Here is a 25,423-nt window from a genome sequence, read left to right on the forward strand (position 1 = left end):
CCGCTTGTTCGTCGATTTCGGTATTCGACTTCTGTCTTCAGCTTTCTGTCGGCTGTCCGGTCGATTGTACCGGCCGCTTAACGCCGTCGCACTCGGAGAAACATGGATAGCGGAACGCGCGCCGCGCCTCGTCGGACTTCAGAAGCGCGGCAATTCGGGATGCGGCAGCAGCCCGCCGCGCACGTGCATCTTGCCGTACTCGGCGCAACGCGCGCGCGTCGGAATGCCCTTGTCGGGATTGAGCAGACCCGGCGGATCGAACGCGCGCTTCACGGCGAAGAACGCGTCGCGCTCTTCCGGCGAAAACTGCACGCACATCGAATTGATCTTCTCGATGCCCACGCCATGCTCGCCCGTCACCGTGCCGCCCAGTTCCACGCACGCCTCCAGAATGTCGCAGCCGAACGCCTCGGCGCGATGCCATTCGTCGAGATCGTTGCCGTTGAAAAGAATCAGCGGATGCATGTTGCCGTCGCCGGCATGGAACACGTTGATGCAGCGCAGCGCGTACTTCTTCTCCATCTCCTCGATGCGCCTGAGCAGCGGCCCGATCGCGCGGCGCGGCACGGTGCCGTCCATGCAGTAATAGTCCGGCGAGATGCGGCCCGCCGCCGGAAACGCGTTCTTGCGGCCCGACCAGAACTTCAGGCGCTCGGTTTCGGACCGTGAAATCTGGATGCGCGACGCGCCGTGTTCGCGCAGCACGGCCGTCATGCGGACGACTTCCTCGGCGACTTCATCGTGCGTGCCGTCGGATTCGCACAGCAGGATCGCGGCGGCGTCGAGGTCGTAGCCCGCGTTGACGAATTCCTCGACGGCGCGCGTCGCGGGCTTGTCCATCATTTCCAGACCGGCCGGGATGATGCCCGCAGCGATGATCGCGGCGACCGCGTCGCCGCCTTTCACGACATCGTCGAAGCTCGCCATGATGACTTGCGCCGTCTGCGGCTTCGGGATCAACTTGACTGTGATCTCGGTGACGATCGCGAACATGCCTTCGCTGCCGATCATCACCGCGAGCAGATCGAGGCCGGGCGCGTCGGGACCGAGCGAGCCGAATTCGACGATATCGCCTTCCATCGTCACCGCGCGCACGCGCAGGACGTTGTGAACCGTGAGCCCGTATTTCAGGCAGTGCACGCCGCCGGAGTTTTCGGAGACGTTGCCGCCGATCGTGCACGCGATCTGCGACGACGGATCGGGCGCGTAGTACAGGCCATAAGGCGCGGCGGCTTCCGAAATGGCGAGGTTACGGACGCCGGGCTGCACGGTCGCGGTGCGCGCGTAGGGATCGACTTCGATGATCTTCCGAAAGCGCGCAAGCGACAGCACGATACCGTGGCGAATCGGCATCGCGCCGCCGGACAGACCGGTGCCCGCGCCGCGCGGAACGATTGGAACGGCAAGACGCGCGCAGATCTGCACGACGCGCTGCACCTGCGCTTCGGTTTCCGGCAACGCGACGGCAAGCGGCAGACGCCGATACGCGGCGAGGCCGTCGCATTCGTATGCGGCGGTGTCTTCCTCGCGAAAGAGCAGACAGTGCGTCGGCAGCACGGCCATCAACGCCTGCACGACTTCGCGCTGACGCGCCGCGAGTTGATCCTCGGTCAGCGCGGGTGCGTCCTCGTGCGGCAGGTTGGGCGACAACTGCTCGGGCTTGAGCTCGTCGGGTGCGTTCACGTCTCCTCCTTTTTCGATCACTGCGGTCGGCGCCGCCTGTCTCATGCGTGCATCTTGCGCGACTTCGTCAGCCTTCGAAAGTGAAGATTTTCCCCGGGTTCATCAGGTTCTTCGGATCGAGCGCCTGCTTGATCGCGCGCATCGCGCCAACGGCGTCCTCGCCGTGTTCGTCGATCAGAAAGCCCATCTTGTGCAGGCCGACGCCGTGTTCGCCGGTGCAGGTGCCGCCCATCTTCAGCGCGCGTCCGACGATGAGCCGATTGATCCGCTCCGCCTCTTCCAGCTCTTCGGGCTTGGCCGGATCGAGCAGCATCGCGACGTGGAAATTGCCGTCGCCGACGTGACCGACGATCGGGCTCGGCAAGTACGAGCTTTGCAGGTCTTTCTCCGTTTCCTCGACGCATTCGGCGAGGCGCGAAATCGGCACGCAGACGTCGGTCGTGACGGCGCGGCAGCCGGGCTTCAGTTGCAGCATCGCGAAATAGGCGGAGTGGCGCGCGTTCCAGAGACGGTTGCGGTCTTCGGGGCGCGTCGCCCATTCGAAATCTTCGCCTTTGTTCTCCGCGACGATGTCCTGCACGGTCTGCGCCTGTTCCTTGACGCCGGATTCGGTGCCGTGGAATTCGAAGAACAGCATCGGCGACTCGCGCAACGTCAGGTTCGAGTGACGGTTGATGGCGCGCACGGCGAGCTTGTCGACGAATTCGACGCGCGCGATCGGCACGCCCATCTGAATCGTCTCGATGACGGCGCGCACGGCGTCGCCCATCGACGGAAACGCGCATACGGCCGCCGAGATCGCTTCGGGTTGCGGATAGAGGCGCACCGTGATTTCGGTGATGACGCCGAGCGTGCCTTCCGAGCCGACGAAAAGGCGCGTGAGGTCGTAGCCCGCCGCCGATTTGCGGGCGCGCGTGCCGGTCTTGATGATGCGGCCATCGGCGAGCACGACGGTGAGCGCGAGGACGTTCTCGCGCATCGAGCCGTAGCGCACGGCGTTGGTGCCGGAGGCGCGCGTCGCGGACATGCCGCCGATGCTCGCGTCCGCGCCCGGGTCGATGGGGAAGAAGAGGCCGGTGTCTTTCAGCGCTTCGTTGAGCTGCTTGCGGGAGATGCCGGGTTGCACCGTGACCGTAAGGTCTTCGGCGTTGATCGAGACGACCTGGTTCATCTCCGACAAGTCGATGGAAACGCCGCCTTGCACGGCCAGCAGATGTCCTTCGAGCGACGAGCCGTTGCCGTAGGGGATGATCGCGACGTCGTGTTCGGCGCAGAGTTTGACGATGGCTTGCACTTCGTCGGTGTTGCGCGCGAAGACCACGGCGTCGGGGAGTTGCGGATCGAACGGAGATTCGTCGCGGCCGTGGTGCTCTCTGACTGCTTGCGCCGTCGAGACGCGGTCGGCGAATTTCTGCTTCAGGGCGTCGAGAAGCGCGGCGGGGAAGGGGCGTTTCTGAAGCGCCTGATGTTCGTTGGGGTGATTCACGTGCGTGTCTCCGGGCGGTGCGGCTTTGTGTTTCTCGGCTTTCGCGCTTGGTATGGGCGTTGCGGATTTCGCGTGATGCTTTCGGCTTGAAGCGTTTTCTGCTGTTTCGCCGTTTTGCGATTGGCGCGAAAGCCGCACGGTGTTCATCTCATTTTACGCCGTCGGGACGCAGGCCGGCGGGCAGGATTAGGGCGCGGGCGCGTGCCTATAATGGGCCGGGGTTTTTGTCCGCTTATCAGGGAGTCAGCGATGGGTCACCGCTTGAGCAAGATCGCCACGCGTACCGGCGATGATGGAACGACAGGACTGGGCGATGGCAGCCGCGTATCGAAGGACGATGCGCGCATCGCCGCAATCGGAGATGTGGATGAGTTGAATTCGACGATCGGCGTGCTGCTTTGCGAGCCGATGCCTTCTGACGTGCGGGATGCGCTGACGCAGATTCAGAATGATTTGTTCGATCTTGGCGGCGAGTTATCGATTCCCGGGCATTCGATGATTCAGGAGTCGCATCTCGCTCAGTTGGATGCTTGGCTGGAAGAGTACAACTCGACGCTGCCGCCGCTTAAAGAGTTTATTTTGCCGGGTGGCTCCAGGGCGGCGGCGCTGGGCCATGTGGCAAGGACGATTTGCCGAAGAGCGGAAAGGGCGATTGTGTCGTTGGGGCGTGTGGAGACGACCGGCGTTAATGAGGCGCCGCGGAGATATGTGAATCGTCTTTCGGATTTGTTGTTCGTTTTTTCGAGAGTGCTCAATCGGGCCGATGGCGGAACGGATGTCTTATGGAATCACCAAAAGAATCCGACTTAGCCAGCGATTTCCAGGACATTCTCAAGAAGAGGTCAGTCCCGGACACCCGATCGATGAGCTGCTGTTTGGCAGCCGCTCATCGATCGCGTGTTTAATTGCCGCCGCCTCTCGCAACGCGCCGCTGCTTAACCGAGTCGGCCAGTCCTTCCAAAACCTTCACGCTTTCATCCCACCCGATACAGGCATCGGTAATGCTCTGGCCGTATGTCAATTCGCATCCGTCCTTCAAATCCTGCCGCCCCGCGACAAGATGCGATTCAACCATCACACCGACGATTCGCTCATCGCCGGAAGCGAGTTGGCGCCCAATATCCGCGCAAACCGGAATCTGATTCTCATGTTTCTTCGAGCTATTCGCGTGGCTCGCATCGATCATCAGACGTGCGGCGAGGCCGGCTTTCCCGATATCGCTACAAGCGGCATCCACACTCGCGGCATCGTAATTCGGCGTTTTGCCGCCGCGCAGAATGATGTGGCAATCCTCATTACCGGCGGTGGAAACAATCGCCGAATGGCCGCCTTTGGTCACAGACAGAAAATGATGCGGTTGCGAAGCTGCCTTGATCGCATCGACGGCGATCTTGACGTTGCCGTCAGTGCCGTTCTTGAACCCGACCGGGCACGACAATCCAGACGCCAACTCACGATGCACCTGTGATTCGGTAGTCCGCGCCCCAATCGCGCCCCACGAAATCAGATCGGCAATGTACTGCGGACTGATCATATCGAGGTATTCGGTCCCAGCCGGAAGCCCAAGCTCATTGATATGCATGAGCAACTCCCGCGCTTTCCTCAAGCCATCGTTGATCTTGAAGCTGTTATCCATATACGGATCATTGATGAGCCCCTTCCATCCAACGGTCGTGCGCGGCTTTTCGAAGTACACGCGCATCACGATTTCCAGTTCGCCGGCAAAGCGACGACGCTGCTCGATCAGCCGTTCGGCGTATTCGAGCGCCGCCTTCGGATCATGAATCGAGCATGGTCCGACGATTACGATCAGCCGGTCATCCATCCCATGAAGAATGCGATGCATCGACTGCCGTGCGTTATAGATCAGCTCCGAAACCTGCTCGGCGCACGGGAATTCGCGGATCAGATGCGCGGGCGGGGTGAGTTCTTTCAGTTCACGGATACGAACGTCATCGGTATTGTGCGGGGGCATGTCGGTTCTCCACTGCAGCGTTCTAATCAAACTATGAGACGAAAAAAAACCGCCAGACTCGCTGGCGGTTTTTTCGGGAATTCGGTCTGTTCAACCTGTGTACGACTTACCCTCTCGATCCGCCAGCGGCCTGAGATGCCAAAAGAAATAAAAATAAAACTTGGCGGACATGATGGATCGAAAAGTAACCGAACGTCGGTCGAAAAAAGTTTTGACTGCTTTTATAACCTCAAACATGCAGCGCTGACAAGCCTGCACCCGCAAAAACGCGGACAATCCGCATCGGAAGAAACGAGGATGCACCTTCCACGCCCTCGCGATGCGGAAATCCCGCATGAAGAATCAGGCCGTTCCGCCAACCGTCATCTTCTCGATGCGCAACGTCGGCTGACCGACGCCCACCGGCACGCTCTGGCCTTCCTTGCCGCACACGCCAACGCCGCTATCCAGCGACATATCGTTGCCGATCATCGTCACGTACTTGAGCGATTCCGGGCCGCTGCCGATCAGCGTCGCGCCCTTCACCGGATACGTGATCTTGCCGTTCTCGATCATGTACGCCTCGGATGCCGAGAACACGAACTTGCCGTTGGTGATATCGACCTGACCGCCGCCGAAGTTCACCGCGTACAAGCCGTTCTTCACCGACGCGAGAATCTCGCGCGGGTCCTTGTCGCCGTTGAGCATGTACGTGTTGGTCATGCGCGGCATGGGCAGCGCGGCGTAGGATTCGCGGCGCGCGTTGCCCGTCACCGGCATCTTCATCAGGCGCGCGTTGAGCGAATCCTGAATGTAGCCCTTGAGAATGCCGTCTTCGATCAGCGTCGTGCATTGCGTCGGATTTCCTTCGTCGTCGATGTTGAGCGAGCCGCGCCGATTCGGCAGCGTGCCGTCATCGACCACGGTGACGCCCTTCGCCGCGACCTGCTCGCCGATACGTCCCGCGAACGCAGACGATCCCTTGCGGTTGAAATCGCCCTCCAGCCCGTGTCCGACCGCCTCGTGCAGCAACACGCCCGGCCAGCCCGGCCCGAGCACGACGGTCATCGCGCCGGCGGGAGCCGGGCGCGCTTCGAGATTGACGAGCGCGGCGTGCACGGCATCGTCGACGTACTTCTGCAGGATCGCGTCGGTGAAATAGCCGTAGTCGAAACGACCGCCGCCGCCGCCCGTGCCGATTTCGCGCCGGCCGTTCTGCTCGGCTATCACCGTCACCGATACGCGCACGAGCGGGCGCACGTCGGCGGCAAGCGCGCCATCGCTGCGCGCGACGAGCACGACGTCGTATTCGCCGGCCATGCCAGCCATTACTTGCGTGATGCGCGGATCTTTGGACCGCGCCATTTGCTCGACGCGTTCCAGCAGCTTCACCTTGGCCGTGGCGTCGAGCGAATGCAACGGGTCGGCGGCCAGATACAGATCGCGGCCCGACACGCCCGTGAGCGTGCTCGCCGGCTTGACTTTATGCTTGCCGCCGCCCGCCTTGGCGATCGCGCGCGTGGCGATCGCGGCCTGACGGATGGATTCCGGCGAGAGGTCGTCCGAGTAGGCGAACGCCGTGCGCTCACCGGACACGGCGCGCACGCCAACGCCCTGATCGATGCTGAAGCTGCCCGATTTGACGATGCCTTCTTCGAGACTCCACGCTTCGCTGCGCGTGGACTGGAAATACAGATCCGCGTAATCGACGCGATGCGTGAAAATTTCCGCCAGTGTGCGGATGATCAGCCCTTCGTCGAGGCCGTAGGGCGTAAGCAAAACGTCCTTCGCCGTGGCCAGGTTGCGAATGCCGGGTTCGATGATGTTCATGCGGTGCCTATTGCGTGTTCTGTGACGAGTTCGATGATATTTCAGACGAATTGCAGCCCATTCTACGGTCTGTTCGAGTCAGCTCATGTGCGGAGCAATACCCGCGTATTCAAGTCATCGGTCGGAATCGGTTGGAGTCGGTTGGAGTCGATTGGATTGGCGCGCGATCAAGCGATCACGCGATGTCGGTAAGCCGGCAAACTTTGTCGCACGGCGGCGATGCGTTGCAGATCGATGCCGCCGATCACGACGCCCGGTCCTTCTTCCTTCACGTCGACGATTTCGCCCCACGGATCGATTAGCATGCTGTGACCCCACGTGCGTCGTCCGTTCTCGTGGTTGCCGCCTTGCGCCGCCGCGAGCACGTAGCACTGGTTCTCGACGGCGCGCGCCTTGAGCAGCGTCTCCCAGTGCGCGCGGCCGGTGGTGTAAGTGAACGCGGATGGCACGACCATCAGCGCGCAATCGCCGAGCTTCCGGTACAACTCCGGAAAGCGCAGGTCATAGCACACCGACAATCCCACGCGTCCGAACGGCGCTTCGAAGGTTCGCACGTCGCTTCCCGGACAAATGGTGCGCGCTTCGTCGAACGATTCCTCGCCCTTTTCGAAATTGAACAGATGAATCTTGTCGTAGCGCGCGACCTGCTTGCCGGCCGGGTCGAAGACGAGCGTCGTATTCAGCACGCGCTCCGGTTCCGGCGACTGCAACGGCAGCGTCCCGCCGATGATCCATACGCCGTGCTCGCGCGCCGCATCGGAAAGAAATTGCTGAATGGGGCCGACGCCAGGCGTTTCGCGGATCGCGAGCTTGTCGGTGTCCTTGAAGCCCATGTAGCAGAAATATTCGGGCAGGAGCACGAGCCGCGCGCCGCTGCGTGCGGCTCCGGCGATGAGGCGGCCGGCGTCCGCGAGATTCCGGTCGCGCTCCGGCGTGCTGACCATTTGCAGCGCGGCGACCTGAAACGGGGCCGCGCTTTCGCTCGATCTTTCGCTCATGTCTCTGTGCGCTGTTAAAAAAGGGGACGAAAACGGCGCCGCCGGACGCCCGTTTTCAGCGGGCAGCGGCCGGAGCCACGGCGGCGGCGGGTGTTTCGATCTTACCCTGATCGCCATGGAGACGCTGGACGACGGGTTTGCTCCACGAGCCGGTGATCGAGTAGTCGACCGCGAAAGCCTTTTGAATCGACGCCGACAGCGCGAGGTCCGCCGCGAGCGCTCCAAGGCCGAGCAGCGGATTGATCACCGCCGCGCCCAGCGCAACCGCGCCCGCGCCGACGGTCGGGATCACCTTCACGTGCAGGTTCTGGGTCTGCTTCGGCATATCGACGACGCCCTGCATCTGCACGCGCGCGGGCGAAGTGACCATCAGGAAGTCGTCCGTACGGCTGATGCCATCGACGATCTTCGCATTGCCCGTGATCTTCTCGAACGGCAAGCCTTTGCCGACGACGTCCTCGAAATGCAGCGTCATCAGGCTCGCGAGACTGCGCAGGCTGAAGATGCCGAGCAACTTCGCCGCGCCCGGCGCACGCAGAATCTGCCCGTGACGCAGATCGACGGCGACGTTGCCGTCGAGCGTGTTCACGTCGACGTTGGTCGGGCCGCCGTTCCACGCCGCGTGGCCCGACACCGTGCCGCTGCCCGAATTGACGACGTGCGGCGCGCCGAAGCGATCGATGAGCTGGCCGCCGTTCTTCACGTCGAGCTTGAAATCCAGCGACGTGCGGCGCGCAATGCCGTCGTCGGTGTCGTAGGGCATCGTCTCGGCAAGCGTGGCCTGCACGACGCCGCCCGGCAGCGTGCGCCACGTCGCGTTCGCGGTGAGCGTCGCGTCGGCGTTCGCGAGTTCGAGTTTGTCGAGCGTCCAGATCGGCTCGTCGGCGATCACTTCGTTGTGCGCGTCGACTTCGAGCCGGCCGAGGCTGTGATCGCGAAGCACGAGATCGTTCACGATGAGATCGATCGTCGGCATGTTGCGCGGCGGCTTGCGCACGACCTTGCCGACGAGATCGTTCTCCGTCTTATCCGGAATCACGACCTTCGCGAAGCGCGCCTGCAACGCGCCCGGACTTTCCTTCGTCGCGCCGGGCGTCCACGAGACATAGCCCGACACCTGATTCGACGCGACATTCGCCTGCCACTTGCCGTCCCGGTCCTGTCCTTCCTGGCTCGCGCCGATCACGACGTTCTCCCAGCGCCGGTCGAGCAGCTTGAGCGTCGTGAAGTGGATCGCCGCGCGCGTCGGGATGAACTGCCTCACGTTCTCGCTCATCGGCGGACGCGGCATGTTCACGGCAGTCGGCGACTCGGGCGCTGCGGCGCTGATCTCGGCGAAGGTCTTGCGCCAGGCGTCGGCATCGAGCTCGTTCAGATCGGCTACCGCGCTCACGCCTTCGGCCGGCAAATCCGCCGGCTTGTTCAGGCCGATCGCGCCGCGCACGACTTTCACGCGCGCGCGCATGTTCATCGGCTCGGCAGGGTTCTGCGGATCGATCTTCACCTGAGCCCGGCCGATCTGCTGAAACACGTAATGCGCCGCCACCGGCCCGAAGTTCAACCGCGCGTCATGCAGATCCGGCGCGCCGCCGGTCGCGGGCTGGAAGCTGAACGAGAAGGGCATCGGCGTGCCTTGCGTCTTGCCGAACGGCGCGGGCAGATCGATGCCGAGTCCCGTCAGATCCGAACTCGCCTGCACGTTCGGCAATGCGTTCTTCACGCCGCGCACGTGCAGCTCGTAAGGCGCGGTGCCCTCGATGCGTTTCATGAACGCCGCGACCTGCGGCGTGATTCGCTTGTTGAGCCGCCCGGCGGCGTCCGCGCCGATGCGCCCGTTCACGTCGATCGCATAGCTGCCGTCCGGTTGCACGCCGCCTTTGGCGCGCACGTCGCCGCCGAGCAGTTGCGCTTCGATGCCATCGAGCGTGACGGTTTTCGCGGCGAAGTCGGCGCGGCCGCGCAGATGCGTGAGCGGCGGCAAATTGCCGTACGCGACTTCGTTGCCGGCGAAGGTGAGCGAGCCTTTGTATTCGGGCTTGATCGGCGGCTGCGGCGCGGGCGGCCGATAACGCGGAATGCCGAGCGTGAGCGCGAGCGCGGCGTCGCCCTTCGCGTCGATCTTGCGCGTCGCGTGCTTGGCCATCAGGCCGAGCGAGCTGTCGTCGACGTATTGCAGCATGTCGGCGAGCGGGCCGCGCGCCTTGCCGTCGATCCACAACTTGGTCTCGCGATTGCCCGTATCGTCGATGCGCCCGACAACCTTCGAGACCTTCACGCCACGGTAATGACCCTTGTCGATATCGAAGCCGAGCTTGTTCTGCGCGAGCGTGAACGTGCCGTTGATGCCCTCGAACGCCGGCCAGAAGTTCGGCAGGCCGTTGGCCATCTTGCGCGGCGGAAACGGCGTCGGATCGAACTTGCCGCCCGTGAACGGCGTCTCGATGCGGAAGATGCCCGCATCGGGAAACTTCGCGTAAGGGAAGCGCGTGAGATCGCCGTGCACCTCGATCGTCCCGTTCTTCGCGACGCCCGCCTGCAGCGCATGACCGAGATAGACACGCACGCGCTCGTTGAGGCTCGTCGGCAGATAGCGCACGAGGCTCGTCACCTTCAGATGCGCGACCTTCGCCTTCAGATCGAGATTGCCGCGCCCGTGGCCCTGGTTCCAGTAGTCGGCGGTGGCTTCGCCTTCTGCGTCCGCGTTCTTCACGCGCAACGATTCCAGATGGATCGCGAACGCGCGGCGCAGTTCGCCCGGCGCGATCGCGTCCGCGACGCTCCAGCGCGCGCGCCCCGCCAGCGAATCGAAGGTGAGACGCGGATCGTCGAACGCGCCGGGAATGATCACGGCCGCGTTCTTCGTGTCGATCGCGATGTTGCCGCCTTTCTCGTTCGCGTCGACGCTGCCCCACAGATTCTCGACGCCCGGAATGCCCGCGCGCGGATGATTGTTGATCGTGAGCCCGGGCGGCGGCTCCTGCGCCTGCACGCTCAGGCCGTCGAGGTTGCCCTTGAACGCATAGTGCAGAACCGGCGCGTCGCCCTTCTTGCGTTGCCGCTGCGCTTCTTCTTCGGTCTTCGGCGCGGCGCGCTCACTGAAGATCGTGTAATCCGAAACCTGGCCGCGCGGATTGAAGCGCACGAGCTCCTTGAGGATCGTCGCGGGCAGCGGCAACGCGCGCGCGAATTCCGCGAGGATGCCGATATCGACGGTGTCGCCCGTCAGCCGCAACAGTTGCCCGTTACCGACCGAAGGCACCCTGTACATGCCCGTGAACGAACGCAACGTGAGCAGCCGCGCGACCGGCGTGCCGTCGTCGAGCGGCAACTGCCCCAGCTCCGTGTGCAGATCGCGCAATTCGAGCGTGTACTCGGTGTCTTTCTTGTCGATGCTCCAGTTGAAGCGCGTGATCGGCAGATCGAGGCGCGGCTGCGTCGCGCGCACGCGCAGCGCGACGTTCGCCCCGGTCAAGTCGCCGGTCGCGTTCTGAAGTTGGCCGCCCGCGAAGTTCAGCCAGATCAGATTGTTGATGCGGCCGCTGAACATCTGAAACGGCAGCTTCACGTAGCGCGCCAGGGTCGGCAGATCGACGGGACCGGTCGACACGTAAAGGCGGCCGGTCCAGTTCGCGGGCGCGCCCATCGCGGAGAAGGGCCGATGATGGAAGTCCGCGCGCAAGTCGAGCGGACCGTGCAGCACGTCGCCGTCGGCGGGCGCCTTGAGCGCGAGCCGATGGCGCGTGCCGTCGTTGATGATCGCGAGATGCAGGCGCTTGAACGCGATCTCGGGCGCGGCGCGTTGCGCGTCGCGCCAGCGCAGCGTGCCGTCACGCAGAAGAATGTGGTCCTGGCCGACCAGCCAGGTCGTGAATGCATTCGATCCCGTGCGATGCGTGGGAATCGGCACGCCCGCGACGGACAGCGCGCCGTCGGCGTTGCGCGCGACGATCACGTCGGGTCCGTCTACGGTCAGGTCCGCGAGCTTGGGCCGCAGATGCAGCAGCGACGCCCATGCGATGCTCGCGCTCGCGTGCGGCACGGCGAGGCCCGGCGCACCGTCGGCGGCGTCGATGCGCAAATTGTCGATATCGATTGTCGGCGAGAGCCCGGACCATCGCGCGGAAATCCTGCCGATGCGCAATTGCGCGTGAATCTGCGATGAGACGAGTTGCTCGATGCGCGGCCGGAACGAATCGACCTGCGGCATGACGATGTAGCGCAGGCCCACATACACGCCCGCCACCGCGAAATACGCGATGGCCGCAATGACGAGAACAATTTTGAAAACGCGTGAAAGCACGCGCTCGGCGTTGCCGCTGGGCTGTGCTTGTCCAACTTCGGTCGGGTCGACGGATCGTCTGCTGTCGGACATGCTGCTGCTGTTCGGCGATATGGTAGTTTTGCGTGTTTAACGCTGAAATGTAACACGGGCATAGCGGCGACGGCCGCTGCCTGCGCACTCGTGAACGCTCGCGAAGCCGCGCCTGGCAAGACTTGCGGCGCGGTGTTATACCGCGATGCCATTCAGGAAGCAATGAGCGAACCCAACCTTTCATGACCGAAGCCACTCTTCTCAGTTCCGATTATTCCAACTATGCGGCGCGCGCGTACTCGGCGCGTCCCGAACTGGCGTCGAATGTCGCGCAGTGGGCGCGGTCTCGCATCACGCGCGCATGGATCGAGGCGCGACTCGACGCGCACTGCACGCCGTGCACCGAAAACGGCGTGCTCGACGAAGCCGCGCTCAAGACCGCGTTGCGCCGCCTGCGAGGCGACGTGTTCTGCACGGTGATGGAACGCGATCTCGCGGGCGCGGCCGATGTCGCCGAAGTCACCGGCGCGATGACCGATCTCGCCGAAGTCACGGTGCAGCGCGCGCTGGCGGTGCTGTCGGCGGATCTCGAAGCGCTCTTCGGCGAGCCGCGCGGGCCGGACGGCGAGCGGCTCACGCTCGGCGTCGTCGGCATGGGCAAGCTGGGCGGGCGCGAGCTGAACGCATCGTCGGATATCGATCTGATCTTCGTCTATGAAGAGGACGGCGAAACCTCCGGCGGCACGCGCTCGGCGCTCACGACACAGGAATTCTTCACACGGCTCGGCAGACGGCTGATCGGCGCGCTCGCGGAGATCACGCAGGACGGCTACGTGTTTCGCGTCGACATGCGGCTGCGTCCCAATGGCGATTCCGGTCCGCTCGTCTGCAGTCTCGGCATGCTCGAAGAGTATTTCTACGTGCAGGGCCGCGAATGGGAGCGCTACGCGTGGATCAAGGGCCGGCTCGTTTCGGAGACGCGCAGCGATTCCGCGAAGCGCCTCGCGAAGCAACTCGAAGCCATCGCGACGCCGTTCATCTACCGGCGCTATCTCGATTATGGCGTGATCGCCGCGATCCGCTCGCTGCATCTGCAGATTCGGCAGGAAGCGCGGCGGCGCGCGTCGATGCGCCCCGACAAAGCCGACGACATCAAGCTCGGTCGCGGTGGCATTCGCGAGATCGAGTTCAGTGCGCAAGTTTTTCAATTGATTCGCGGCGGTCAGGCAGCGGATTTCCGTATTCGTCCGACGCTCGCGGTGCTCGAACGCGCCGCCGCGCACGGTCTGCTCGCGCCCAACGTGTGCACGGCGCTCTCCGATGCGTATCTGTTTTTGCGCACGGTCGAGCATCGGCTGCAGTACCGCAACGATGCGCAGACGCACGCGATGCCCGTCGCCGACGACGAGCGCGCGCTGCTCGCGACATCGCTCGGCTTCGCGGACTATGCCGCGCTGATGAAAACGCTCGACGCGCACCGCGAGCTCGTCGAGCAGCAGTTCGACGCGATCTTCGCCGACAAGGTGAGCGGGCAGGGCGGCTGCGGCGTCGCGGAAGATTCGGCAGCGTCGTGGATCTGGAGCAGCGCGCTCGCCGACGATTCCGCGCAGGAAGAACTCGCCGCGCGCCTCGCGGAACTCGGCTTCGCGGACCCGGCGCCGGTGCTTTCCCGTCTCACGGGCGTGTGGAATTCCGCGCGTTACGCCGGCTTGCCTTCGCAAAGCCGCGAGCGCTTCGATATCGTCGCGCAACGGGCGCTCGAAGCGGTCCGGTCCGTCGATGCGCCGCGACGCGCCGACACCATCACGCGGCTTTTCGATCTGCTCGAAGCCATTGGCAAACGCGGCGCGTATCTCGCGCTCCTGACCGAATATCCGGCGGCGCTCGCCCGCGTGCTGTCGGTGTTGTCGGGATCGCGCTGGGCGGCGGGCTATCTGATTCGCCACCCGCAATTGCTCGATGAATTGCTCGACGACGAAGCCATCGCCAGCCCGTTCGACTGGGCCGCGTTCAAGCGCTCGCTGATCGCGCGTCTCGACGCCGCGGAGGACGTCGAACATCAGATGGATCTGTTGCGCCACGCGCATCAGGCGGAAGTGTTCCGCATTCTGCTGATCGATCTCGCCGGCCACTTGACGGTCGAGCACGTGAGCGACCGGCTGTCCGAACTCGCCGACGCCGTGCTCGACGTCACCGTGCAGACCGTGTGGAAGCAGTTCCCGAAGCGGCATCGCGAGACGCCGCGCTTTTCGGTCATCGCGTACGGAAAGCTCGGCGGCAAGGAACTGGGCTACGCGTCGGACCTCGATCTCATTTTTCTCTACGACGATGCCGACGACGCGGCCTCCGACATCTACGCGATGTTCACGCGCCGCCTCATAACGTGGCTCACGTCGGCAACGGGCGCGGGCACGCTCTTCGATGTCGACTTGCGTCTGCGGCCGAACGGGGAATCGGGCCTGCTCGTGACCGACCTCGAAACGTTTCGCCGCTATCAGATTCGCGAAGGCGACGCGGCGAACACCGCATGGGTCTGGGAGCATCAGGCGCTTTCGCGGGCGCGCTACAGCGCGGGCGATGCCGAAATCGGCGCGGAGTTCGAGCAGATTCGCGCCGACGTGCTCTTCATGGAACGCGACGCTTCCGCGCTCGCTCGCGAGATCGTGACGATGCGCGAGCGCGTCGCCGACGGTCATCCGAATCGCAGCGAGCTGTTCGACCTGAAGCACGATCGCGGCGGCATGGTGGATATCGAGTTCATCGTGCAGTACTGGGTGCTGCTGCACGCGCGAGAGCATCGGGAATTCCTGCGCAACGCGGGCAATATCACGCTCTTGAAGATCGCCGCGAAGAGCGGATTGATCGCGGAAGAAGAAGCCGATGCGATCGGCGCGGCGTACCGGCACTACCGCAAGCTGCAACATACGCTGCGGCTCGACGGCATGGAAAAGGCGCGCGTCGATCCGGCCACGGTTCAGGGCGAACGCGAAGCGGTGACGGCGTTGTGGGACCGCGTATTCGCGGTGGCGTCGGCGGCCTGACTCAGGCCGCCAGCATTTCCTTCGCGTGCTTGCGGGTGGTCGCGGTGATTTCGAGACCGCCGAGCATGCGCGCCACTTCCTCGATGCGCCGGCTCTTGTCGAGCGGCGTCACGGTGCTCACGGTGCCGCCGGCATCGTCGGACGATTTCGCGACCTGGAAATGCTGATCGCCGCGCGCGGCCACTTGCGGCAAGTGCGTGACGCACAGCACCTGACGGTCGCGCCCGAGCTGATGCAAGAGACGCCCGACCACTTCCGCGACACCGCCGCCGATGCCCGTGTCCACTTCGTCGAAGATGAGCGTGGGCGTCGGGCTCGCGGTACTCGCGATGACGGCGAGCGCAAGGCTGATACGCGCCAGTTCGCCGCCCGACGCGACTTTTGCGAGCGGCCGCAGCGCGACGCCCGCGTGACCCGCGACGCGGAATTCGATTTGTTCCAGGCCGTTCGCGCCGCCTTCGGCGAGCGGCACGAGCGCGACGTCGAAGCTGCCGCCCGCCATCGACAGTTCCTGCATGCCTTCCGTGACCGCTTTCGATAGATTCTTCGCGGCCTTCGCGCGCGCCTTCGACAACACCCTGGCCTGCACGAGATATTCGCTCTGCGCTTTTTCGGCGGCGGCATTGAGCGCGTCGAGATCGGCGGCGGCGTCGAGTTCGGCGAGCTGGCGGCGGCGCGCGTCGTGCTCCTCGGGCAGCGTTTCGGGCTGCAGCCGGAACTTGCGCGCGGTCGAATGCAGTTGATCCATGCGTCTTTCGACTTGCGCGAGCCGGTCCGGATCGAGCTCCAGCCGCTGCGCGTAATGCGACAGCGAATACGACGCTTCCTGCAACTGGATCTCCGCCGGTTCGAGCGACGCGAGCACGTCGTTCAGTGCGGGATCGATATCGGCGAGGCCACGCAGCTTCGAGATGATGGCGCCGAGCTGCGAGATCATCGCCTCGTCGGATTCGGAGAGCGCGCCGAGCGCGCCCTGCACGCCGTCGATGAGACTCGCCGAATGCGAGAGCCGGTGTTGCTCCGCGCTCACTTCTTCCCATTCGCCCGGCTGCGGCGCGAGCTTGTCGAATTCGCTCAGTTGCCACGCGAGACGCTCGCGTTCCAGTTGCAGTTCGCGGTCGCGGCTTTGCGCGGTTTCGACGGCCTGCTGCGCCTCACGCACGGCGCGCCATGCGCGATTCACCGCGCCGGCCGCATCGAGCAACTGGGCGTGCGTGTCGAAGAGTTCGCGTTGCGCGTCCGGGCGCACCAACAACTGGTGCGCGTGCTGGCCGTGAATATCGACGAGCATTTCGCCCACTTCGCGCAACTGCGCGAGCGTCGCGGGCGTGCCGTTGATGAACGCACGCGAGCGGCCGCCCGAATCGATCACACGCCGCAGCATGACCGAGTCGCTGTCTTGCGTGAGCGCGTGCTCTTCCAGCCAGCGCGTTACTTGAGGATACGTGCCGAATTCGGCGGTGATGTCCGCGCGCGTCTGACCGGTGCGCACGACGCTCGCGTCGGCGCGCGCACCGAGCGTGAGGGCGAGGGCGTCGATCAGGATCGACTTGCCCGCGCCGGTTTCACCCGAAAAGACCGTGAAGCCTGGATCGAAATCGATGTCCAGCGTGGCGACGATGACGAAATCTCGAATGGAAAGATGACGGAGCATGGACGCTTCGGGGAAGGGGATTCGGGATTCGGGAGACGAGTGGATCAGAGCGCCGATGAGTCCTGCGACGGATGCTCGTTCCAGTGCAACTTCTTGCGCAGCGTGGCGTAGGTGCTGTAGCCGACCGGATGCAGCACCGGCACCGTGTGCTTCGAGCGCCGCACTTCGATGGCGTCGTTCAGCTCGACGGCGGTGAACGACTGCATGTCGAAGTTCACGTTGACGTCGCGCCCGCCGATGATCTGAATGGTCACTTTCGAATCGTCGGACAGCACGATCGGACGGTTCGACAGCGAATGCGGCGCGATCGGCACGAGCACGAAGCCTTGCAACTGCGGATGGAGAATCGGCCCCGCCGACGACAACGCGTAGGCCGTCGAGCCGGTTGGCGTCGCGACGATCAGGCCGTCCGAGCGCTGGTTGTACATGAAATGGCCGTCCACCGACACGCGCAGCTCCGCCATGCCGGAAAAGCCGCTGCGATTCACCACGACGTCGTTGAATGCGAGCGCGTGGTAAATCGGCTTGTCGTTGCGAACGATGCGCGCTTCGAGCAGGCTGCGCTCCTCGCGCTCGAACTGGCCGGCGAGCATCTGCGGGACGATCTCCTGCATGGCCTTGAGCGGGATGTCGGTGATGAAGCCGAGCCGGCCGTGATTCACGCCGATGAGCGGCGTCTTGTACGGCGCAAGTTGCCGGCCGATGCCGAGCATCGTGCCGTCGCCGCCGAGCACGATCGCGACGTCCGCGCGCGCGCCCATCTCGGCGATGGAAAGCGCCGGGAATTCCGTCACGCCCACGTCTTTCGCGGTGCCCGCCTCGAACACGACCTCGAAGCCCTGCTTCGCCAGGAGATCGGCGAGCGATCTCAGCGGCGCCTCGATGCCTGGCGTGTTGGTGCGCCCCACGAGGGCGACGGTCTTGAATTGGCCAATTTGCATGCCGGCATTACACCATAGTCAGAGAGCGAAAAGAACCGTGGACGATGGCCGCCGGCCGTGTCGCCGCAAGACCGTGCGACGTTGCGCCGGCACGCCCGCCGTTTCTCGCTAGAATGGAGCGGACATTGAATGCCCGGCATCCGGCGCGGCTCGCCGCTAGCCGACACGTTGAGCTAAAATTTGCCCATGCTAGACCCACGTGCACAAACCCTCCTCAAAACGTTGATCGAGCGCTATATCGCCGAAGGTCAGCCGGTCGGTTCGCGCACGTTATCACGTCATTCGGGCCTCGAACTGAGCCCCGCGACAATCCGCAACGTGATGTCGGATCTCGAAGAGCTCGGGCTCGTCGCGAGTCCGCATACGTCGGCGGGACGCATTCCCACGCCGCGCGGCTACCGGGTTTTCGTGGACACGATGCTGACTGTGGAAGCACCCGAAGACGAGGCCATGACCACTGCGGTCAAGACCCGTTTGCAGGGCGAGGAACCGCAGAAGATCGTCGCGGCGGCGGCGAGCGTGCTGTCCAGTCTGTCGTCGTTCGCCGGCGTCGTGCTCACGCCGCGCCGCAGCCACATGTTCAAGCAGATCGAATTCATGCGGCTGTCCGACAAGCGCATTCTGCTCATCATCGTGACGCCGGAAGGCGACGTGCAAAACCGCATGATGGCGACGCAGCGCGACTACTCGCCTTCGCAGCTCGTCGAAGCCTCCAATTACATCAACGCGCATTTCGCGGGCCTGTCCTTCGACGAAGTACGCCGGCGCCTGCGCGAGGAAATCGACCAGTTGCGCGGCGACATGACCACGCTGATGCAGGCCGCCGTGGTCGCGAGCACTGCCGAGACCGATCCCACGGACACCGTGCTCATTTCCGGCGAGCGCAACCTGCTCGAAGTGGCGGACCTTTCGTCCGACATGGCGCGGCTGCGCAAGCTTTTCGACCTGTTCGACCAAAAGACGAGCCTCCTGCAATTGCTGGATGTATCGAGTCACGCGCAAGGCGTGCAGATTTTCATCGGCGGCGAGAGCAATCTCGTGCCGATCGAGGAAATGAGCGTCGTGACGGCGCCCTACGAGGTCAACGGGAGGATCGTCGGTACGCTCGGCGTGATCGGCCCGACGCGCATGGCGTACAACCGCGTGATTCCGATCGTGGATATCACCGCGCGCCTGCTCTCGCTGTCGCTCAGTCATCAGTGACGCTGCATTCCCGGGTATCGTGACGTGCCGGGCGCGGCTGCGCCACTCAGCCATTCGGCCAATGATGCGCGTCCGGGCGCGCCGCTATAATGGTCTTCACCTTTTCGACGACCACTCCGGCCCGCTTGCCCTATGCGTTTCGACCTCGAGTTGCCCTCGCAGCCCAGCGCTTCGCATCGCGTCGCGGTGCTGCTGATCAATCTCGGCACGCCGGACGCGCCCACGCCGCGGGCGGTGCGCAAATATCTGGCGCAATTCCTGTCCGATCCGCGCGTCGTCGAAATTCCCTCATTCGTGTGGCAGTTCATTTTGCGCGGGCTGATCCTGCCGTTTCGCGGACGCGCGTCGGCGAAGAAGTACGCGCAAGTGTGGTTGCCGGAAGGTTCCCCGCTGCGCGTGCACACGGAAAAGCAGGTCGACGGTTTGCGGCGGCTGTTCGCGGCGAACGACTATCACGTGATCGTCGACTATGCGATGCGCTACGGCACGCCCGGCATCGGCGCGATGCTCAACCGGCTGAAGCTCGAAGGCGCCGACCGCATCCTTCTCTTGCCGATGTATCCGCAGTACTCGTCGTCAACAACGGCGACCGCCTTCGACGACGCGTTCGCCGCATTGAAGCGCGTGCGCAACCAGCCGGAAATCCGCACGATTCGCCATTACGCGGACCACCCTGCTTATATCGCGGCGCTCGCGGAACAGGTGCGCGACTATTGGCGGCACCACGGTCAGCCGGACTTTGCGGCGGGCGACAAGCTCGTGCTGAGCTTCCACGGCGTGCCGAAGCGCACGATGGATCTCGGCGACCCGTATCACGAGCAGTGCCAGTTGACCGGTTCGTTGCTCACGGCCGCGCTCGGGCTCACGCCGGTCGAATGCCGCGTGACGTTCCAGTCCCGTTTCGGCCGCGCGGAGTGGCTTCAGCCGTACACCGCGCCGACGATCGCGGAACTCGGCGCGGGCGGCGTCTCGCGCGTGGACGTGTTCTGTCCCGGCTTCACGGCGGATTGCCTGGAGACGATCGAGGAAATCGGCATCGAGGTGCGCGACGAATTCTTGAAGGCGGGCGGCAAGCATTTTCACCGGATTGCCTGCCTCAACACGGCGCCCGCGTGGATCAAGGCGCTGGGCGAAATCGCCGCGCAACATCTTCAGGGATGGCCCGTGCAGACCGCGCAGCCGCTCACCGCAGTGGCCTGAGCACGGCTTTTTCGAGCATTTACCGATGAACTACAAGATTTCGACGGAACCCGACGCGCGTTTGCGCATCGATAAATGGCTGTGGGCGGCGCGTTTCTTCAAGACGCGATCGCTCGCGAGCGATGCGGTCGAGAAGGGCCGCGTGAAGATCGGCGGGGCGAACGTGAAGCCGTCGAAGGATGTGCGTGTCGGCGATATCGTCGAGATCGATATTGAGCGGCTGGTATGGCAGGTCGAAGTGCTGGGCCTGTGCGACGTGCGCGGCCCGGCGACGGTCGCGCAGACGCTCTACGCCGAAACCGGGGAAGGCCGCGCGAAACGCGTGGCCGAGGCCGAGCGCCGCAAGAATTTTCGCGAACCCACGTCGGCGTTGCAGGGCAGGCCGACGAAGCGCGACCGGCGCACTATCGACAAATTTTCTCGTTCGGATTGAAGTAGCTTTCGATGGTCGCGTGAACGCCGCCGTACTCGGTGTTACGGTCGGTCACGACGCCGGACATGCAGATGGTGGTCGTTCCCGCAACGAGTACCAGGGCGACCACCGCGATAGCAAAGGTCAGTTTCATGGTATCCCCGGAGAGCGGGTTGCCCGGTCAGAAAGCGGCCGGATCAGGAAACAGGCAAGGGCTGTAAGCGGTTTGAAGCATTTCGTAGGATTAGGGTAAACGTGCGTCCTGCGGTGCTTGTTTGAAGTGTAGGCGACTAAGGGCTTCCCCTCAATCTGAAAATTGCGCGCTGTGGCGAAGTCTGCGTTGCCGGTCATTTCGGCGCCATCTGGGCGTTGACATTTGTCCGAAAAACTCGCTTTGAAGGCTTGAAAAAGCTCTCGAAGCCCCAATTTCGGCCGTTAGTGCGAAAAACGCGGCCGATATTTTCGTCTGGCCGCTTTCGCAGCCGATTTAACCCACAGCAATGCATATTCAGCGACATGGAAAACACGCAAGAGAATTCAGCGAGCCAGAACCCGGCGCCCGCCGACGATAACGCGCGCCAGTCCGCCGAGCCGACCAACGCGGCCGCTCAAGCGCCTCAGGGCGCATCCGCCAACGCGGCCGCTGCGCCGCAAGCCGCGCCGAACGAGGCTGAAGCTGCGCTCGCCGAAGCGCAGGCCGCCATCGCCGCACTCAAGGAAGAATTCCTGCGCGCGAAGGCCGAGACGGAAAACGTGCGCCGCCGCAGCCAGGAAGACGTCTCGAAGGCGCATAAATTTGCCATCGAGAATTTCGCGGAAAACCTGTTGCCGGTGCTCGACAGCCTCGAAGCCGCGCTAGCCGACCAGTCGACGGATCTCGCCAAGGTTCGCGAGGGCGTCGAACTGACGTTGCGCCAGCTTACCGGCGCGCTGGAGAAAGGCCGCGTGATCGCGCTGAATCCGGTCGGCGAGAAATTCGATCCGCATCGCCATCAGGCTATCTCGATGGTGCCGGCCGAACAGGATCCGAATACCGTCGTTTCGGTGCTGCAAAAGGGCTACGTCATCGCGGACCGCGTGTTGCGTCCGGCGCTCGTGACCGTCGCGGCGCCGAAGTAACGCATCCCGAGGCGATCATGGCCAGCGCGCGCCCGTTCTGCGCTTCGCGCGGCATCGCGCGCCGGCCGTCGCACGAAAAAACTATAGACCGCATCGTTTGCAGGGTCTTGAAATCGAACCTGGCGCACTTATCTTGCGTACAGGTATGAATTTTGGGCGTTCGGCCCGGTAAATCGGCAAAAGCCGGCGTCAGGCACGACACACCGCCGGCCGCAACGCCAATGCGATCAAAGCTAGGAGAGTATAAAAAATGGGCAGAATCATCGGTATCGACCTCGGCACCACGAACTCGTGCGTGGCGTTGATGGAAGGCAATCAGGTCAAGGTCATCGAGAACTCGGAAGGCGCGCGCACCACGCCGTCGATCATCGCGTACATGGATGACAACGAGATCCTCGTCGGCGCGCCTGCAAAGCGCCAGTCGGTCACGAATCCGCGTAACACGCTGTACGCGGTCAAGCGCCTGATCGGCCGCCGCTTCGAAGAGAAGGAAGTGCAGAAGGACATCAACCTGATGCCCTACAAGATCGTCAAGCACGACAACGGCGACGCATGGGTCGAAGCGCATGGCAAGAGCCTCGCGCCGTCGCAGGTTTCGGCCGAAGTGCTCCGCAAGATGAAGAAGACCGCCGAAGACTACCTCGGCGAGCCGGTGACGGAAGCCGTCATCACGGTGCCGGCGTACTTCAACGACAGCCAGCGTCAGGCAACGAAGGACGCGGGCCGCATCGCCGGTCTGGAAGTGAAGCGCATCATCAACGAGCCGACCGCGGCCGCGCTCGCGTTCGGTCTGGACAAGGCCGAAAAGGGCGACCGCAAGATCGCGGTGTTCGACCTGGGCGGCGGCACGTTCGACATGTCGATCATCGAGATCGCGGACGTGGACGGCGAAATGCAGTTCGAAGTGCTCTCGACGAACGGCGACACGTTCCTCGGCGGTGAAGACTTCGACCAGCGCATCATCGATTACATCATCGGCGAGTTCAAGAAGGAGCAGGGCGTCGACCTGTCGAAGGACGTGCTCGCGCTGCAACGCCTGAAGGAAGCTGCTGAAAAGGCGAAGATCGAACTGTCGTCGACGGCTCAGACCGACATCAACCTGCCGTACATCACGGCGGATGCATCCGGTCCGAAGCACTTGAACCTCAAGTTCACCCGCGCGAAGCTCGAAGCGCTCGTCGAAGAGCTGATCGAGCGCACGATCGAACCGTGCCGCATCGCCATCAAGGATGCGGGCGTGAAGGTCGGCGACATCGACGACGTGATTCTCGTCGGCGGCATGACGCGTATGCCGAAGGTGCAGGAAAAGGTGAAGGAGTTCTTCGGCAAGGACCCGCGCCGTGACGTGAACCCGGACGAAGCGGTTGCCGTGGGCGCCGCGATTCAGGGTCAGGTTCTGTCGGGCGACCGCAAGGACGTTCTGCTGCTCGACGTGACTCCGCTTTCGCTCGGCATCGAGACGCTCGGCGGCGTGATGACGAAGATGATCAACAAGAACACGACCATCCCGACGAAGCACGCGCAAGTGTATTCGACGGCGGACGACAACCAGGGCGCCGTGACGATCAAGGTGTTCCAGGGCGAGCGTGAAATGGCCGTGGGCAACAAGCTGCTCGGCGAATTCAACCTCGAAGGCATTCCGCCGGCACCGCGCGGCACGCCGCAGATCGAAGTGACCTTCGACATCGACGCGAACGGCATTCTGCACGTCGGCGCGAAGGACAAGGCGACGGGCAAGGAAAACAAGATCACCATCAAGGCGAACTCGGGTCTGACGGACGCTGAAATCGACAAGATGGTGAAGGACGCCGAAGCCAACGCCGAGGAAGATCACAAGCTGCGCGAGCTGGCCGACGCGCGCAACCAGGGCGACGCGCTGGTTCACAGCACGAAGAAGGCTGTCGCGGAGTACGGCGACAAGGTCGACGCGGCGGAGAAGGAAAAGATCGAAGCGGCGCTGAAGGATCTCGAAGACACGCTGAAGAGCGGTTCGAGCGACAAGGCCACGATCGAAGCGAAGATCGAGACGCTGTCTCAGGCTTCGCAGAAGCTCGGCGAAAAGATGTACGCCGACATGCAGGCGCAGCAGGGCGCGGCGAGCGCGGCCGCTGGTGCGGCGGGCGCGGGCGCTTCGGCGGACGCGGGCGCGAGCCAGCAGCACGACGATGTCGTCGACGCCGACTTCAAGGAAGTGAAGAAGGACTAACGCCGAATCGGGCGCGTGAGTGGCGACATTCACGCGCTTTTCGGTGGTATCACCGGGACGCGTTGGCGTCTGACGTGGAACGCGCCTGGCGAGCTTTTCGGCTCTCCGGGCACGTTGTTTTTAGAGGCGCCTTGCTTGTGGCGAGGCGCAACAGGTTTTACGCGCGGGTGGCAACCGTACCCGCAGCATCTGACAGGAACCGGCGCGCTCAAGCGCGGCGGCATTGAACCGACATGGCGAAACGGGATTACTACGACGTTCTGGGCGTCGCGAAGAACGCGAGCGACGAAGAGATCAAGAAGGCGTATCGCAAGCTCGCGATGAAGTATCACCCTGACCGCAATCCGGACAACAAGAAGGCGGAAGAGAATTTCAAGGAAGGGAAAGAAGCCTACGAAATGCTCTCCGACCAGCAGAAGCGCGCCGCGTACGATCAGTACGGGCACGCGGGCGTCGATCCGAACATGGCGGGCGCGGGCGCGCAAGGCTTCGGCGGTTTCGCCGATGCCTTCGGCGATATCTTCGGCGACATCTTCGGACAAGCGGCGGGCGGCGCAGCGCGCGGCGGGCGCGGCGGGCCGCAGGTGTATCGCGGCGCGGACTTGCGTTACAGCATGGAGATCACGCTGGAGCAGGCGGCGCACGGCTACGACACGCAGATTCGCGTGCCGAGCTGGGTCAACTGCAACATCTGCCACGGCTCGGGCGCGAAGCCGGGCACGAAGCCCGAAACCTGCCCGACCTGCCACGGTCAAGGCCAGGTGCGCATGTCGCAGGGCTTTTTCAGCATCCAGCAGACGTGCCCGAAGTGTCATGGCAGCGGCAGCTACGTTCCCGAACCGTGCGCGAACTGCCACGGCGCGGGCAAGGTGAAGGAAACGAAGACGCTGGAAGTGAAGATTCCGGCGGGCATCGACGACGGCATGCGTATCCGCTCGGCGGGCAACGGCGAGCCGGGCATCAACGGTGGTCCGAGCGGCGATCTGTATGTGGAAATCCACATCAAGCAGCACTCGGTGTTCGAGCGCGACGGCGACGACCTGCATTGCCAGATGCCTATTCCGTTCACGACGGCGGCGCTCGGCGGGGAGATCGAAGTGCCCACACTGGCGGGCCGCGCGAGCTTCACGGTGCCGGAAGGCACGCAGTCGGGCAAGACGTTCCGTCTGCGTGGGAAGGGCATCAAGGGTTTGCGTTCGAGTATCGCCGGCGATCTGTATGTGCATGTGCAGGTCGAAACGCCGATCAAGCTCACCGACACGCAGCGCGATCTGCTCAAGCAGTTCGAGAAATCGCTCGTCGAGGGCGGCGCGCGGCATAGTCCGCAAAGCAAGAGCTGGTTCGACCGCGTGAAGAGTTTCTTCGACTAATGCGGTCGAGTGCG

General features: G+C 63.7%; 17 protein-coding genes. 8 read left to right on the top strand and 9 right to left on the bottom strand.

The window, feature by feature from the left end:
- Window positions 1-138: 138 nt before the first annotated feature.
- Complete coding sequence (locus tag AWB82_RS02145) at window positions 139-1,638, bottom strand: FAD-linked oxidase C-terminal domain-containing protein (protein ID WP_235023140.1); 1,500 nt, start codon at window positions 1,636-1,638, stop codon at window positions 139-141.
- A gap of 112 nt (window positions 1,639-1,750) precedes the next feature.
- On the bottom strand, window positions 1,751-3,169 hold the full coding sequence (locus AWB82_RS02150) for an FAD-binding oxidoreductase (RefSeq protein WP_086965600.1): 1,419 nt from the start codon (window positions 3,167-3,169) through the stop codon (window positions 1,751-1,753).
- A gap of 249 nt (window positions 3,170-3,418) precedes the next feature.
- Here AWB82_RS02150 and AWB82_RS02155 point away from each other — a divergent pair, with 249 nt between their 5' ends.
- A complete protein-coding gene (locus AWB82_RS02155) occupies window positions 3,419-3,979 on the top strand; it encodes a cob(I)yrinic acid a,c-diamide adenosyltransferase (RefSeq protein ID WP_086965384.1) in 561 nt (186 codons plus the stop codon).
- A 91-nt stretch (window positions 3,980-4,070) separates the two neighbouring features.
- Here AWB82_RS02155 and aroG read toward each other — a convergent pair whose 3' ends face one another.
- The 4 genes from aroG to AWB82_RS02180 all read right to left on the bottom strand — a co-directional run bounded on the left by aroG (window position 4,071) and on the right by AWB82_RS02180 (window position 12,323).
- On the bottom strand, window positions 4,071-5,144 hold the full coding sequence (gene aroG, locus AWB82_RS02160) for a 3-deoxy-7-phosphoheptulonate synthase AroG (protein ID WP_086965386.1): 1,074 nt from the start codon (window positions 5,142-5,144) through the stop codon (window positions 4,071-4,073).
- 342 nt (window positions 5,145-5,486) lie between these two features.
- Window positions 5,487-6,953 carry a metalloprotease TldD gene (tldD, locus tag AWB82_RS02170; RefSeq protein WP_086965390.1) on the bottom strand — a complete coding sequence of 489 codons (1,467 nt, stop codon included), beginning with the start codon at window positions 6,951-6,953 and terminating at the stop codon, window positions 5,487-5,489.
- Between the two features lie 167 nt (window positions 6,954-7,120).
- Complete coding sequence (locus AWB82_RS02175) at window positions 7,121-7,951, bottom strand: carbon-nitrogen hydrolase family protein (RefSeq protein WP_086965392.1); 831 nt, start codon at window positions 7,949-7,951, stop codon at window positions 7,121-7,123.
- 55 nt (window positions 7,952-8,006) lie between these two features.
- The gene (locus AWB82_RS02180; RefSeq protein ID WP_086965394.1) at window positions 8,007-12,323 is read right to left on the bottom strand and encodes a YhdP family phospholipid transporter; all 4,317 of its coding nucleotides are present in this window, start codon (window positions 12,321-12,323) and stop codon (window positions 8,007-8,009) included.
- A gap of 182 nt (window positions 12,324-12,505) precedes the next feature.
- Between AWB82_RS02180 and glnE the strand changes: the two genes are divergently transcribed.
- On the top strand, window positions 12,506-15,304 hold the full coding sequence (gene glnE / locus AWB82_RS02185; RefSeq protein WP_086965396.1) for a bifunctional [glutamate--ammonia ligase]-adenylyl-L-tyrosine phosphorylase/[glutamate--ammonia-ligase] adenylyltransferase: 2,799 nt from the start codon (window positions 12,506-12,508) through the stop codon (window positions 15,302-15,304).
- A gap of 1 nt (window position 15,305) precedes the next feature.
- On the opposite strand, the gene recN is transcribed toward glnE, so the two are convergent.
- Both recN and AWB82_RS02195 read right to left on the bottom strand, forming a co-directional pair.
- Window positions 15,306-16,958, bottom strand: a complete 1,653-nt coding sequence (gene recN, locus AWB82_RS02190; RefSeq protein WP_086965398.1) for a DNA repair protein RecN — start codon at window positions 16,956-16,958, stop codon at window positions 15,306-15,308.
- A gap of 44 nt (window positions 16,959-17,002) precedes the next feature.
- On the bottom strand, window positions 17,003-17,899 hold the full coding sequence (locus tag AWB82_RS02195; protein WP_086965400.1) for an NAD kinase: 897 nt from the start codon (window positions 17,897-17,899) through the stop codon (window positions 17,003-17,005).
- Between the two features lie 186 nt (window positions 17,900-18,085).
- Here AWB82_RS02195 and hrcA point away from each other — a divergent pair, with 186 nt between their 5' ends.
- The 3 genes from hrcA to AWB82_RS02210 all read left to right on the top strand — a co-directional run bounded on the left by hrcA (window position 18,086) and on the right by AWB82_RS02210 (window position 20,735).
- Window positions 18,086-19,102 carry a heat-inducible transcriptional repressor HrcA gene (gene hrcA / locus AWB82_RS02200; RefSeq protein WP_086965403.1) on the top strand — a complete coding sequence of 339 codons (1,017 nt, stop codon included), beginning with the start codon at window positions 18,086-18,088 and terminating at the stop codon, window positions 19,100-19,102.
- Between the two features lie 132 nt (window positions 19,103-19,234).
- The gene (hemH, locus tag AWB82_RS02205) at window positions 19,235-20,302 is read left to right on the top strand and encodes a ferrochelatase (RefSeq protein WP_086965405.1); all 1,068 of its coding nucleotides are present in this window, start codon (window positions 19,235-19,237) and stop codon (window positions 20,300-20,302) included.
- Between the two features lie 25 nt (window positions 20,303-20,327).
- On the top strand, window positions 20,328-20,735 hold the full coding sequence (locus tag AWB82_RS02210; RefSeq protein ID WP_086965407.1) for an RNA-binding S4 domain-containing protein: 408 nt from the start codon (window positions 20,328-20,330) through the stop codon (window positions 20,733-20,735).
- Here the strand turns inward: AWB82_RS02210 and AWB82_RS37880 are convergent.
- Window positions 20,707-20,868: a hypothetical protein gene (locus AWB82_RS37880; RefSeq protein WP_181291003.1), complete on the bottom strand. Its 162-nt coding sequence runs from the start codon at window positions 20,866-20,868 to the stop codon at window positions 20,707-20,709. The genes AWB82_RS02210 and AWB82_RS37880 overlap by 29 nt on opposite strands.
- A gap of 362 nt (window positions 20,869-21,230) precedes the next feature.
- On the opposite strand from AWB82_RS37880, the gene grpE reads away from it, so the two are divergent.
- The 3 genes from grpE (at window position 21,231) to dnaJ (ending at window position 25,409) form a co-directional block, all read left to right on the top strand.
- Entirely contained in the window at window positions 21,231-21,833 is a 603-nt protein-coding gene (gene grpE / locus AWB82_RS02215; RefSeq protein ID WP_086965409.1) for a nucleotide exchange factor GrpE, read from the top strand.
- A gap of 250 nt (window positions 21,834-22,083) precedes the next feature.
- Entirely contained in the window at window positions 22,084-24,039 is a 1,956-nt protein-coding gene (gene dnaK / locus AWB82_RS02220) for a molecular chaperone DnaK (protein ID WP_086965411.1), read from the top strand.
- Window positions 24,040-24,272: 233 nt separating this feature from the next.
- Window positions 24,273-25,409 carry a molecular chaperone DnaJ gene (dnaJ, locus tag AWB82_RS02225; protein ID WP_086965413.1) on the top strand — a complete coding sequence of 379 codons (1,137 nt, stop codon included), beginning with the start codon at window positions 24,273-24,275 and terminating at the stop codon, window positions 25,407-25,409.
- Window positions 25,410-25,423 lie beyond the last annotated feature (14 nt).

Origin of the sequence: Caballeronia glebae (assembly GCF_001545035.1) — a bacterium.
GTDB classification, from domain to species: Bacteria; Pseudomonadota; Gammaproteobacteria; order Burkholderiales; family Burkholderiaceae; genus Caballeronia; species Caballeronia glebae.